This is a genomic window from Labrys sedimenti (assembly GCF_034424805.1).
In the GTDB taxonomy this organism is placed as follows: domain Bacteria; phylum Pseudomonadota; class Alphaproteobacteria; order Rhizobiales; family Labraceae; genus Labrys; species Labrys sedimenti.
In genome coordinates this window covers 216,069-228,767 of sequence record NZ_JAXOUF010000007.1, presented here as the reverse complement: position 1 = coordinate 228,767, position 12,699 = coordinate 216,069, and the positions used below count along the sequence as shown (strand labels likewise).

13 protein-coding genes and 1 pseudogene are annotated in these 12,699 nt (G+C 60.9%); 9 read left to right on the top strand and 5 right to left on the bottom strand.

Features of this window, described 5'->3' with window-relative positions:
- Window positions 1-14: 14 nt before the first annotated feature.
- From U1R88_RS21365 to U1R88_RS21355, 3 genes are read left to right on the top strand one after another with little or no spacing between them, the layout of a single operon-like run.
- Window positions 15-1,643 (top strand): ABC transporter ATP-binding protein, encoded by a 1,629-nt coding sequence (locus U1R88_RS21365; RefSeq protein ID WP_322433043.1) that lies wholly within the window; start codon window positions 15-17, stop codon window positions 1,641-1,643.
- Window positions 1,636-2,589, top strand: a complete 954-nt coding sequence (locus tag U1R88_RS21360) for an ABC transporter permease (RefSeq protein ID WP_322433042.1) — start codon at window positions 1,636-1,638, stop codon at window positions 2,587-2,589. Before U1R88_RS21365 ends, U1R88_RS21360 begins: the two co-directional genes overlap by 8 nt.
- A 10-nt stretch (window positions 2,590-2,599) precedes the next feature.
- Window positions 2,600-3,595, top strand: a complete 996-nt coding sequence (locus U1R88_RS21355; protein WP_322433041.1) for an ABC transporter permease — start codon at window positions 2,600-2,602, stop codon at window positions 3,593-3,595.
- Window positions 3,596-3,760: 165 nt separating this feature from the next.
- On the opposite strand, the gene U1R88_RS21350 is transcribed toward U1R88_RS21355, so the two are convergent.
- The 3 genes from U1R88_RS21350 to U1R88_RS21340 all read right to left on the bottom strand — a co-directional run bounded on the left by U1R88_RS21350 (window position 3,761) and on the right by U1R88_RS21340 (window position 5,835).
- Complete coding sequence (locus U1R88_RS21350; protein WP_322433040.1) at window positions 3,761-4,726, bottom strand: endonuclease/exonuclease/phosphatase family protein; 966 nt, start codon at window positions 4,724-4,726, stop codon at window positions 3,761-3,763.
- Between the two features lie 87 nt (window positions 4,727-4,813).
- On the bottom strand, window positions 4,814-5,455 hold the full coding sequence (locus tag U1R88_RS21345; RefSeq protein ID WP_322433039.1) for a nuclear transport factor 2 family protein: 642 nt from the start codon (window positions 5,453-5,455) through the stop codon (window positions 4,814-4,816).
- Between the two features lie 53 nt (window positions 5,456-5,508).
- On the bottom strand, window positions 5,509-5,835 hold the full coding sequence (locus U1R88_RS21340; protein ID WP_322433038.1) for a chorismate mutase: 327 nt from the start codon (window positions 5,833-5,835) through the stop codon (window positions 5,509-5,511).
- A gap of 582 nt (window positions 5,836-6,417) precedes the next feature.
- Here U1R88_RS21340 and U1R88_RS21335 point away from each other — a divergent pair.
- From U1R88_RS21335 to U1R88_RS21315, 5 genes are all read left to right on the top strand, one after another.
- Window positions 6,418-7,005, top strand: a complete 588-nt coding sequence (locus U1R88_RS21335) for a TetR/AcrR family transcriptional regulator (protein ID WP_322433037.1) — start codon at window positions 6,418-6,420, stop codon at window positions 7,003-7,005.
- A gap of 78 nt (window positions 7,006-7,083) precedes the next feature.
- Window positions 7,084-7,719: a hypothetical protein gene (locus tag U1R88_RS21330; protein ID WP_322433086.1), complete on the top strand. Its 636-nt coding sequence runs from the start codon at window positions 7,084-7,086 to the stop codon at window positions 7,717-7,719.
- Window positions 7,720-7,826: 107 nt separating this feature from the next.
- Window positions 7,827-8,681 carry a cytochrome b/b6 domain-containing protein gene (locus U1R88_RS21325; RefSeq protein ID WP_322433036.1) on the top strand — a complete coding sequence of 285 codons (855 nt, stop codon included), beginning with the start codon at window positions 7,827-7,829 and terminating at the stop codon, window positions 8,679-8,681.
- Window positions 8,678-9,454, top strand: a complete 777-nt coding sequence (locus U1R88_RS21320; RefSeq protein ID WP_322433035.1) for a molybdopterin-binding protein — start codon at window positions 8,678-8,680, stop codon at window positions 9,452-9,454. The genes U1R88_RS21325 and U1R88_RS21320 overlap by 4 nt, the downstream gene beginning before the upstream one ends.
- Window positions 9,455-9,657: 203 nt before the next feature.
- A complete protein-coding gene (locus U1R88_RS21315; protein WP_322433034.1) occupies window positions 9,658-10,233 on the top strand; it encodes a DUF308 domain-containing protein in 576 nt (191 codons plus the stop codon).
- Window positions 10,234-10,505: 272 nt separating this feature from the next.
- Here the strand turns inward: U1R88_RS21315 and U1R88_RS21310 are convergent, their stop codons facing one another.
- A complete protein-coding gene (locus U1R88_RS21310; RefSeq protein WP_322433033.1) occupies window positions 10,506-11,255 on the bottom strand; it encodes an SDR family oxidoreductase in 750 nt (249 codons plus the stop codon).
- Window positions 11,256-11,414: 159 nt separating this feature from the next.
- Window positions 11,415-12,356: pseudogene (locus U1R88_RS21305) on the bottom strand (helix-turn-helix domain-containing protein).
- Between the two features lie 165 nt (window positions 12,357-12,521).
- On the opposite strand from U1R88_RS21305, the gene U1R88_RS21300 reads away from it, so the two are divergent.
- Complete coding sequence (locus tag U1R88_RS21300) at window positions 12,522-12,656, top strand: hypothetical protein (RefSeq protein ID WP_322433032.1); 135 nt, start codon at window positions 12,522-12,524, stop codon at window positions 12,654-12,656.
- The last annotated feature ends 43 nt before the right edge of the window (window positions 12,657-12,699 follow it).

Here is a 12,699-nt window from a genome sequence, read left to right as displayed (position 1 = left end):
CAGGAGAGCCGGCCATGGCGATCTTCGCAGTCGATAATCTGAATGTGAGCTTTGGAACGCGCCGGCATCGCACGGAGGTGGTCCGCGGCGTCTCCTTCGCCGTCGATGCCGGCAAGACCCTGGCCATCGTCGGCGAATCCGGCTCCGGCAAGAGCGTGTCGCTCTTGGGGGCGACTGGTCTGCTGCCGCCCTCGGCCGCGGTGGCGGGCAGCGTCCGCCACCGCGGCACCGAACTCCTCGGCCTGTCGGCGGGCCGGCTGCGCCGCCTGCGCGGCGCGCAGATTGGCTTCGTCTTCCAGGATCCGCTCTCAAACCTGCATCCGCTCAAGACGATCGGCCGCCAGATCGGCGAGGCGATCACGGCTCATCAGCGCGTGGGGCGGTCGGCCCTGCGCACGCGCATCCTCGATCTGCTCGACGAGGTCGGCATTCGCGATCCCGCCCGGCGCATCGACGACTACCCTCATCAGTTCTCCGGTGGCATGCGCCAGCGCGTGATGATCGCCATGGCGATCGCGCTCGGCCCGGACCTGCTGATCGCCGACGAGCCGACGACGGCGCTCGACGTGACGGTGCAGGCCGCCATCCTCACGCTCCTGCGGCAATTGCAGGAGCGCCATGGTATGGCCCTGATCTTCGTCAGCCATGATCTCGGCGTCGTCAACGATATCGCCGACGACGTGCTGGTGATGCGCGGGGGAAGCGTGGTGGAGCAGGGGCCGGCGGCGCGCATCTATGGCGCACCGAAGGAACCCTATACCAGGCTGCTGCTGGGAGCCGCACGCCACGGCCTGGCCCTCGGCACCGCCGCACCCGTGGAGACCAAGCCCCTGCTGACGGTGGAGGGGATTTCCCGCCGCTTCCGCCGAGGCGGCAAGGCCGGAGGCACGCTGCAGGCTCTCGACCGGGTCTCGTTTGCCCTGCGCGAGGGAGAGATCCTGGGCGTGGTCGGCGAGTCCGGTTCGGGCAAGTCGACCATCGGCCGGATCGTCGTCGGACTGGACAGGCCGGACGAAGGCCAGGTCAGGCTCGGCGACAGCGTCTATGCCCATGCCGGCGCCATGACCCTCACCAGGCAGCAACGTTCCGCCATCCAGATGGTTTTCCAGGATCCCTATGGCAGCCTCAATCCGAGGCGACGGATCAGTGCCATCCTGGCGGAGCCCTTCATCATCAACACGGATCTGTCCGCACCGCAGATTCGCTCGCGCATCCGCGACCTCGTCGAGGTGGTCGAGCTGCCCCAAGACGTGCTCGATCGCTATCCCGCCCAGCTTTCCGGCGGGCAGCGCCAGCGCATCGCGATCGCCCGCGCGGTGGCACTGGAGCCGCGCGTGATCGTGGCCGACGAACCGGTATCGGCCCTCGACATCACCACCCAGGCCAGGATCATCGCGCTGCTGCGCTCCCTCAGAAGCCGGCTCGGCGTCTCCATCCTGTTCATTTCCCATGATCTGGGCGTGGTGGCCGATCTGTGCGATCGCGTGCTGGTGCTGCAGGCCGGCCGCATCGTGGAGGAGGGGGCGACCGCGCAGGTCTTCCGGCGTCCCGGGCAGACCTATACGCAGGCGCTCATCGCAGCCATTCCGGGGCAGAAGGCGAGGGATCTCAACCGGCATGAAAGGCTGGTCCTGCATGGTTGAGGCGACCCGGACTTTTACCGAGGGCCCCGAGCAGGTTTCCTCCCGCCTTGAACTGAGGCGGCCGCCGAGCGGCCTATGGGCGGTGCTGGCGGAGCCATCCGTGCGCTTCGGCGGACTGTTGGTGCTCGCGGTAGTGGCTGCGGCGCTGCTGGCACCCCTGGTGGCGCTCTGGCTCGGCCACGGACCGACGGAGCAGTTCAGCGACATCGCCCTGTCGGAGGATGGTTTGCCGATCGGGCCGAGCTGGGCCTTTCCGCTCGGCGCCGACGGCGATGGCCGCGATGTCCTGGTCCGCACGCTCTATGGTGCGCGCGTTTCCCTGCTGGTTTCCATCCCCGCCACGACGCTCGCCATGGTGGTGGGAACCTCCATCGGCCTGATCGCCGGCTATTTCGGCGGGCTGGCGGACCGGGTGATCTCGCAGGGCATCGACGTGGCCTTGTCCTTTCCGTTCGTGGTGACGGCGCTCAGCCTGCTGGCGCTCAACCGCGGCGCCAGCGGCCAACCGATCGCCGATCCCCTGCTGGTGGTGGTGCTGATCATCGCCTTGTTTTCCTGGACCTATTTCGCCCGCCTGACACGGGGGCTGGTACTCTCGCTGCGGCACAGCCCCTTCGTCCAGGCCGCACAGACACTGGGGGCCAGCCGTAGGCGGATCCTGATCCGGGAGATCCTGCCCAATGTCGCACCGGCTGCCCTTGTCTATTGGGCGGTGCAACTCCCCAACAACATCGTGGCGGAGGCGACCCTGTCCTTCCTGGGCGTCGGCATCCAGGCCCCGACGGCAAGCTGGGGCAACATGATCGCGGATGCCCAGCGATCCTCGCTCTACCAGCTGCAGCCCTGGTTCCTGTTCGGGCCCAGCATCGCCCTGTTCCTGACGGTGGTGGGCTTCAACACGCTGAGCGCGGGCCTGCGCAACATCCTTGATCCCCATCGGCGCTGAGGGAGGGATCATGCTGCGCTTCATTCTTGGCCTGGCCGTGCGGGCGATCTCCACCCTGCTGATCGTCCTGGTCATCGCCTTCTTCATCACGCGGCTCGCCTACCAGAATCCGGCGGTGATGCTGGCGCCGCGCAATGCCAACCAGCAGGCGATCGATGCGGTCGCCCATGCCCTGCGGCTCGACGAGCCCTGGCATGTCCAGCTCTGGCAGTATCTCTATCGCGGGCCGGACATCCAGGGTGCGGCGATGGGGCTTGCGCACTGGCCGCCAGGCCTCGGCTATTCCTTCCGCAAGCAGACGGGCGTTGCCGAGTTGATCCTCGACAAGGTGCCCGTGACCTTCTCGCTCGCTCTGGGAGCGCTGGTCATCTGGATGGTGGTCTCGCTGGTGCTGGGTATCCTGGCGGCGCGGCGGCCGGGCTCCCTGCTTGACCATGCCCTGGCGGCCATCGCCTATGTCGGCCTGTCGGTTCCCATCTTCCTCTCCGGGATGCTGCTGTCCTTCTTCCTGTTCTACCAGCTCTCGACCGTGGGCATCGACTGGTTCCCCAGCAGCGGTTATGTGCCCTTCTTCGACCATCCCTTCGAATGGGCCCGTCATCTGGCCTTGCCCTGGCTGACGCTGGCGATCGCGGAGATCGGCATCTTCCAGCGCGTGGTGCGCGCCGCGATGCTGGACGTATTGGGAGCGGATTATATCCGCACCGCCCGGGCCAAGGGCCTCAGCGAATGGCACGTCCAGGTCGGCCATGCGCTCAAGGCCGCCCTCAACCCGATCATCACCCTGGCCGGGCTGGAACTGGCGGTGATCATGGGCGGGGCGATCGTCACCGAGCAGATCTTCGGTCTCGATGGTGTCGGCAGGCTGGCGATCAATGCTGCGCTGGACGGGGATTTTCCCGTGGTGATCGGCACCACCATCTTCACCGCGGCGATCTTCGTGGCCTGCAATTTCCTGGTCGATGCCGTCACCCGGCTGCGAGACCCGTTGGCGATGGCTGAATGAACTGTCGGCGGGGTTCTACAGGCTTGGTATCGCATAGGTGCGCATTTGAAACATTGAGCAGGGAAATGGCACGTTTCCCGTCCCAAATTCGAGGAGGGGCAGCCTTCGCTGCGGTGCGAAACAACCCGCTGCCATATTCCGTGGGATCCTGTCCGATGCTGTGGGTCAGCGTACCCTCAGCGTGACCGGATGATGGTCAGACCCGTGCCGGCTTGCCTCGCGCGCGGCGGGAATATCCGGGCGTTTCATGTTCTTGAACATGAAACCATCGAGATGTCTTTGCGTACCGTCGCTGCCCAGATGAGTTGGCTCTTCGGGCATTGCGTAGCCGACGCTATGGTGACGCATTCTGTTCGTTTCATAAGAGCCGCTCGCCTGAAGCGGGGTTTCGCTCATGAGATCGAGCCGCGCCACATTCCACTTGTGCTGGACCTGTCGTTCGGACCGCACTTTCCCGTCGACAAGGCGCCTGCCGCTGCCCCCTTGCAGCGGCTGCATCAGACTACCATCGGCAATCTGCTTGGCGAGACCCGTCTCCACGGCCTGTTTCTGCGCGTGCTGTCGCAGATCAGAATTGAAGTCGCCTGCCATGATGATGCGCTGATCCTTGAACGCGCGGCCGAGTGCCGTCAACGTCGTGTGCGCATCGCTGATGGCGGCCTGGCTGGCCTCCGCATGAAAGGATGTCACGACGCATCCTCCATATTTCACGCTGACCGCGGATCGCCCGGTGGCACTGTTCACGCCGGCACTCTCGTCCCCTGGCAGGTCCTCCAGGCGATCAATCCTAGCGATGATGCCGACGGTGCAGCGATTATTGTTGAAATGTCCTGCCTGCTCACGCGAAACGAACACATATTTTGCCTGAGGGTTTCGTTCCTTCAGGTCAGCAACTCCGCACCTTCGGCCACTCGTGCGGTTCTCCCTGCTGTCCCAGTCAACGACGGTGCCATGAGCGCCTCCCAGCATTTCCGCGACCTGCTCAGGCTTGAGACCGCCACACTCCTGCAACGCGACGACATCGTTTTCCGCACAAAGCTTGGAAAGACCTCTCTCCTTTTCCGGGTTCCCCGATGGGTTTCCCTGCATGTTCCATGTGGCAACCCGGAATTCGGCCGTATGATCCGGCATCACATTCTCCATTGGCAAATCGTTGCGAAGTTCGCCAACGTCAACGATGCCCGACCTGGGGCGATCGGGGCAGGCGAGGGCAGCAGGTCAGGAGTAGAGTTCGTCAAGACTTCTGCGCAGCAGCTCTCTATGAGCCTGTGAGCCATCGACCGGCAGCAGAGTTCGCTTTGCGATCTTCCAACAGCTATCATGGCGTTCCAGCTCCCAGCGGTTCACCACGGCCCGATGGATCCGATATCCCATCGACACGCCATGGTTGGGGAGAGCTTTTGGCTGGCCATCGTGATCGAGGTGAACGATCTGAAGGTAGGACGTCACCACAGCGCGATCGCCTCGCAGGTCGATCAGCGGCAGGCCGGCAAAATGGGCGAGGCCGCCGGCAATCGCCTGGCCATGCTCGGGGCGCTCGATAAATGCGGCGATGTCCCTGGCGCCCTTTGCACCATCCAATGCCGGGCCACGGTCAAAAATACCGTCCTGTGTGTAGACAGAGAGGGTGTAATCGGAATGTCCAGTGTCGGCACTTGGCGGGTGAGAGGCTATGAGCTCGTAGATCGCAAGTTTGTCCTCGACGGTGCGCAGGCGGCTCTCGAGACTGTTCTGGGCAGGTGAATTCATATCCAATGTCTTTTGTCTAAATTCATGTTGGCAACGGAGGCACCTGTCGCCGAACTGCTGGAAACGAGCTGGAGAAAAGGAAAGGTCGAAGCGGGAGTTTTTCCACCCCATGACAAGATCCGGTTTTTCCTCGCGTGCGACCGGGGGCAAACGCACGGACCGGATTAGCTCTGGGGTGCTGTTTCTCGTCTCGCCTGGTGTTCTGCTGCGATTTGATTGTGTCGCTGAACAACTTCCTCGATGATAAATTTCATTAGATTTTCAACGAAGTCATGATCGAGGCCGGCATTCTCCGCAAGGATTCTCAATCGGGAATATTGACGGCTTTCCCGGTATTTATCCACGGCGGGCAGATTATATTCAGCCTTTAATACGCCAACCTCATTGGTGCACCGGAACCGTTCGCCCAGAATACGAAGAAGGGCAGCGTCGATATTGTCGATTGTATGCCGGTATGATTCAAGCTGAGCCGCAACGTCGCAATTTTTCATGAAATAAACCTTCTACTCACCATAAACTGGGAGGCGCCAGAACAGAGCACTGTCTTCGGCGGCAGAGTTGCTCTGCCTACCTTCTGAATGGTAGATTGTCAATATTGTCTTGGAGGATTGGGCTGAAGTCACGCATCGCCGGGCTCCCGAAGGCTTGTGCAGGCAACCACGGATGATCTCGTCCAGCCTCCACTGCAGCGGCCGGCAAAGTGTACCGCTCGGCAAGCGAGTGCCACCACAAACATGGCGGGCAGCCAACCCAAGTTCGATATTTCGCTCTCTTTTTCGGAGGAGGAAGGCGGGAGAGCGCCCATGCAGATATCAGGACCGGGGCAAGGCAAGCATTTCTTCTCCTGCATTTTATAGGTACACGCTTCGCTGGCTGACTTGGCGTGGCTGGCTGACTTGGCGTGTTACCCTCACAATATCGCGCTGCCATCGACATGAGGGCGGCAGATTTCAGACAGGCTGGACGCGCTGGGCTGGCTCTTGGGATGCCTAGGCCGCGCACGCTCAATTGCGTGGCAGAGGAAAATCAGATTCACGCTTGACAGTCTCCCTACTGAAAGGTAGACAAATTCCATGAGCAATCTTTCGACGACGTCTGACGATATCCTGGCCTCTGCGCGTTCACACATCATGAATGGCGGCTATAACGGCTTCAGTTACGCCGACATTGCGGAAGTCGTCGGGATCCGCAAGGCCAGCATCCATCACCATTTTCCAAGCAAGGTGGATCTGGTCCGTGCGCTCGTGCGGCGATATCGTGAAGAAGCCGAAGCGGGGTTGGCGGGGCTTGAGCGGAACGTGCGCAACCCTGTCGAACTGCTCAATGCCTATGCAGGCTTCTGGGCCAGGTGCATTGAGGATGCGAGCATTCCTTTTTGCGTTTGCGCTTTGCTTGCCAGTGAGTTGCCAGCGCTCCCGCCGGAAGTTGCGGTGGAAGTAAAGGCCTTTTTCCGGTTTCTATCGGCTTGGCTGACGGCGGTCATGGAACGCGGCTCGAAAGAGGGAGCCTTGAAGCTGTCAAGCGAGCCTCGGATCGAGGCCGAGGCGTTCATGGCGTCCGTTCATGGGGCAATGCTCTCCGCCCGCGCTTACGGAACTCCGGACGTGTTCGCCGCCATTCTGGCGCCTACGCTGAAGCGGTTGTCGTCGACTGCTGCTTGACAACGCTCGGGGCGGCGCAGTCTGCCCCGCGCAGCAATTGCGATTGAAAAAACTACCAACTAGTAGGAAGTTATTGTGATGATCAAGAATTTTTTTCCTGCGCTTGCCCTCGGTCTGTCGGCTCTCTCCTCGGCGGCCATGGTGGCATCGCCCGTACATGCCGAAGATAAGAAGGCAGGGCAGATCCATGTCCGGGGCAGCATTCTCAATTACAGCGGGTCTACGCTCAAAGTGAAGACTCGCGAGGGAGAGACACTCGATGTCGCTCTCGCCGATGGCTGGAAAGTATCCAGCGTGGCGAATGCGAAGGTAGCCGATATCAAACCCGGCGATTTCGTTGGTATTGCATCACTGCCCAAAAAGGGGGGCGGGGACGGTGCGCTCGAAGTGCTCATTTTCCCGCCGGCACTCAAGGGCACGGGGGAGGGCAGCTATGGTTGGGATCTCAAGCCCAACAGCAGCATGACCAATGCGACCGTGGCGGATGCGGTCAAAGGTGTCGAGGGCAGGACGGTCACCGTGTCCTATTACGGTAAGGAAAAGAAGATTTCCATTCCGGACGGTACGCCGGTCGTCACTTTTGCGCCGGCGACCGCGGACGATCTCGTTCCCGGTGCTGTCGTCTTCGTACCTGCCGAAAAGGCCGGGACCGGTACCGGTACCATCGCCCATCAGGTCCTTGTCGGAAAAAATGGCGTAGTTCCGCCCATGTGAGGCGCGTCGCTGTCGGTCGATCCGGTCGCTCGGCCGGTTCGATCGGCGCGGCCTGAAAATACCGTCTGACCTGAGAGTAATGAAGGCCAAGAACAGAGGGCGTTGTCGTGAACGGGAATGCTAGCAATGATAATACCCAATGTCGGCGAACGGTGTTCATTCGCCGCCACGCCCTCAGCACGCGGCTCACGCATTGGTTGAACGCGCTTTGCCTGAGTTTCCTCCTCTTGAGTGGACTTCAGATCTTCAACGCTCATCCCGAATTGTACTGGGGTCACTATGGAGCGGACGGTGATCATACGGCCTTGACCATCGGTTCGCAGGGCGAAGGCGACGAAGCGCGCGGCTTTGTGCGAGTCGCGGGCGTGCAATTTGCGACAACCGGTGTTCTCGGAGTGTCGGACGTGGAAGGCGAGCCGACATCGCGGGCTTTTCCGGCATGGGCCACGATACCTTCGTTCCAGGATCTGGCGGCAGGACGGCGCTGGCATTTCTTCTTTGCCTGGCTGTTCCTCATCAACGGCATCTTCTACTTCGGTTTCAGTGTCTTGAACGGCCATTTCAGGCGAGACCTGGCACCGACGACCCGAGAGCTTTCACCGCGCCATCTGTGGCGCGAAGTCCTGGATCACGCCCGTCTCCGCTTCCCGGAGGGCGAGGAGGCAAGACGCTATAACACGTTGCAAAAGCTTACCTATCTCGCCGTGATTGTCGTTCTGCTGCCCCTGATGGTCCTTACGGGCCTGACCATGTCGCCCGGCATCGACGCAGCTTTTCCCGCATTGGTCGATGTCTTCGGGGGGCGTCAATCCGCCCGAACCATCCACTTCATCACGGCATCGCTTCTGGTGCTGTTCGTCGTCGTCCACATCGTGATGGTCGTGCTGTCGGGCGCTTGGAACAATCTGCGCTCGATGATCACCGGCCGCTACGCCATTCACGCAAAGAGTTCCAAATCATGAGTCACCTTCTTACCCGTCGCCGGTTTCTGATTGGCGGCATGCTGGGGGCCTGCGTCCTGACCCTTCCCGGCTGTGACGCGTTGGAGGAAAATACCGATATTGATGCCGCCCTCCGTTCAGCGGAGAAGCTGACCATGACGGCTCAGCGGCTGCTTCAGGGGCGTGATGCTTTGGCCCGCGAATTTGCGGAGGCCGATATTTCGCCATCCTTCCGGATGAACGGTACCAATGCTCCTGACAGCGACGAATATGCCGAGTTGGCCGAAGGCAAGTTCGAGGACTGGAGATTAAGGATAGACGGCTTGGTGGAGAGGCCTCAGGAGGTCTCCCTTGTCGAGCTCAAAAAGCTCCCGGCACGCACCCAGATCACGCGCCATGACTGCGTCGAAGGATGGAGCGCCATCGGCAAATGGACTGGTGTTTCGCTTCTGAGCCTTTTGAGTTTGGCCGGCCTGAAGCCTACGGCGCGCTACGTGGTCTTCCATTGCGCCGATGAGCTCGAGAAGACGCTCGATGGGAGTGGTCGGTATTACGAGAGCATCGATCTCGTTGACGCGTTCCACCCGCAGACCATTCTCGCCTATCAAATGAATGGCAAGGACCTGAGCATCGGCCACGGTGCTCCACTGCGTCTGAGAGTCGAGCGCCAACTCGGTTACAAGCAGGCGAAATACATCATGCGCATCGAACTCGTCGATAGCTTTGCCGGCTTATGGGGTGGAAACGGCGGCTATTGGGAGGATCGAGGATATGAGTGGTACGCAGGGATCTAATTCGTGCGCACCCAGGCTCGGCCCACGTTCTCCCTGCTTTGGCGCAAATCACATCCGCTGCCGGCAAATGGACCGTCGAGACCGGAAGAGAGAGCAGCGCTACCCGCGGGATCCAGCCTGTTCAACCGAGCCGATATGCACGGCATCACACGCTGACATCAGCCGATAAACAAACCCCTTTCGACATCTCATAGGAAATTATCATGCCTGTCGATCAGACGAACTTAGCGGCAAGTGACAAGGATCATTGGTTGAAGCGATATTATTTCGTCCGAGCTGTGTTTTCCGGAATCTGGGTTGCAGCGGCATTGACTGCCGGTCGCCATTCTTTTCCCGTCGCGGCGGTCCTGCTCATCCTGTATCCGGCCTGGGACGCCGTGGCCAACTTCGTCGATGCAGCGCGAAACGGCGGCCTGGCAAATAACCGGAGCCAGGCGATCAATGTGGCTGTCAGTTCGGCGATGGTCGTTGCCGTGATCATCGCGCTCACGATGAACATGAATTGGGTTCTCGGCGTCTTTGGTCTCTGGGCTATCTTTTCGGGTCTCCTGCAACTGGGCACGGCGCTTCGCCGCTGGAAGACGAGCGGTGGCCAGTGGGCAATGATCCTCAGCGGCGGCCAGTCGGCTGCGGCAGGTGCCTTCTTCATCGCCCAGGCGCGAATGCCGGAACTGCCGTCGATTGCCGACATTGCAGGATATGCGGGCCTCGGAGCCTTTTATTTCCTGGTTTCGGCTCTATGGCTCAGCTTCAGCGATATGCGTCGCGCAAGAGCATAGATGCGGCCTGTCGTTCGACTATTACTGACAACCTATTCGCCGGCTGCGCTCAGAGCTTGGAGCCATAGTCCGACGCCTGATTGAGCGCGGTGTGGCTGAATCATCATGTGAAGACCCATCCTCATCATGTCAGGCAGCCTTTCTGACTGGTCGTCATGAGAACGATCGACCTAGCGTGAGCAGGCGATAGGCCTGCGAGGCTGAAATTCCTTGAGTGCCCACCCCCTTCAACGATGGGAGGGTGGGCATTCGGCTGCGCGCCGGTAAGGCGCCTACCAGCCCTGATCGATTGGCAGAACGAAGAGTTCCGCAACGTTGACATGAGCCGGCGCTCGGGTGGCGAACAGGATGGTCTCGGCGATATCCTCGCCCTTCAGGAAGGTCATCTGCTTGGCAAGGCCGTCCATCTGCTGGCGGTAACCGGAATCCGTGATCTGGTCATAGAGTTCGGTGGCGACGGCGCCGGGCTGGATACAGGTGACGCGAATATTGTGCATTTGCCCGACCTCCATACGCAGGCCATCGGAGAAGGCGGTCACCGCGTGCTTGGTGGCGCAATAGACCGAGAGCCCCTTGAAGACCTTGCGGCCGGCGATCGAGGATGTATTGAAGATGTGCCCTGAATGCTGCTTGATCATCTGGGGCAGCACCGCCGCCGTCGTATTGAGCAGGCCCCCAATATTGATGTCGATCATGCGATGCCATTCGCCAGTCTTGAACTGGTCGATATCGGAGAGCGGCATCAACCCGGCATTGTTGAAGAGAATGTCGATCGAACCGTAGGCTTCGATCAGCCCCTTGACGCCAGCCTCGACGGAGGCCGGATCGACCACGTCCATCGGGATGACGAGAGCTTCGCCGCCCTCCTTGGTGATGTCGGTTTTCAGCGCTTCGAGGCGATCGGTACGCCTGGCAGCAATGCCGACCTTGACGCCCGCGCCGGCGAGCTTGAGGGCCGTCGCCGCGCCAATACCGCTCGATGCGCCGGTAATCAGCGCGACCTTTCCATTGAGGTTGGTCATGGCTTGTCTCCTTGTTGCCGCCGAACCCGATCCGGGGAGCGGAAGGGCGTTCGCTTTCGGCAAGGTGGAAGCTAGGAAACTTCAGTCTTTCTCTCGCCCGGCGCCTTGCGGAGGCTGTCGGGATCTTGCTCGTTTCTGACTTCCGGTGAGCTTGGCGCTTCAGCCGCGGCGGTAGTCGCTTGGCGAGAGGCCGGTTTCACGACGGAAGATCTGAGCGAAATGGCTGGGGCTGGAGTAGCCGACGGCCATGCCGATCTCGAGGATGCTGGAGTCGGTTTCCTGCAGCAATTGCTGCGCCTTGGCCACTCGCTGGCGGATGAAGTGGAGCGACGGAGAAAGACCTGTCGCCTTCTTGAAAAGCCGACTGAAATGGAACTCGCTCATTCCCACCTCATGTGCCAGGCTGCTGAGATCGAATGGCTGATCGAGCCGGGCTGTCATGAAGGCGGTTGCCCGCCGCAGTTTCGAGCCGGGTAAGGCGTTTTTGATGCGCATATCGGTATCTGCAACCGCATAATGGCGTACCAGATGCACGGCTAGGCCCTACGCCAGCCCTTCAACAAACAACGCGCTTGCTTTTCCTGGCATGGCCAATTCTCCATGAAGGAGGCTCAGGATGTGCGTGAGCGTGGTGTCGCGCCCCCCGGAGACGTCCTTCACGGTGACGTCACTGCCGGCTTTTCCGAGAAGCCCGCGCACGACCCTCTCGAAGAGTGGGACCGAGAGATAGAGGTGCATCACCTGAAAGGGTTGATCGCCATCGGCCTGCCATTGCAGTTCATAAGGAGTGGGCGACCTCGTCAGGAAGAAGTCGCCCACGCTGACGCGACTCGTGGCCCATTCACCTCCAAGATCCCGTTCCGCGACGGTGGCGCTGCCCGACACGACCCAGACGATGAGTGGTTCGGCAACGGCAGGAACGAGGAAAAAGTGTTGATCGCGATTGCGTGAGAAGACCTGCACGAAAACGTCTTTCCATGCCGGCCCGTCGCCGGTGATCAATCGAGTGCCGCTGATATGGTTCTCGAGCCCGATTGGAGAGGTGCGCTCCGGGGGCGGAGCGGATACGTCCTTCAAAGTCAATATCGTCTCCGTTTGGATGGGTATCGGATGCGGTCGAAGAGGGCGGTCGCGAGCGTCGTGGGATCATCGCATGTGTTGAGGCTTCCGTTCCACCGGTCGAGCGGCGGTCCACCTGCTTCTTCTCGGCGCCAATGCCGGGAACACGGAGACGCTTATTCGGTAGCCGAACTCGGGTATCTCGCTATGGAAGAACTGAAGCTCGCAATGCAGCTTCGCGTCAGGAATGGCGCGATCGAAAATCAGACCGTCAAGCGCATCCTCGCTTCAACCGATGAAGCGGCGCGGGCAGCGCGGGGACTGATCGTGTCGCAATGCTGAGTGTTACAATGCGATTTTAAAGCTGGTTACGGGACCGGCATGT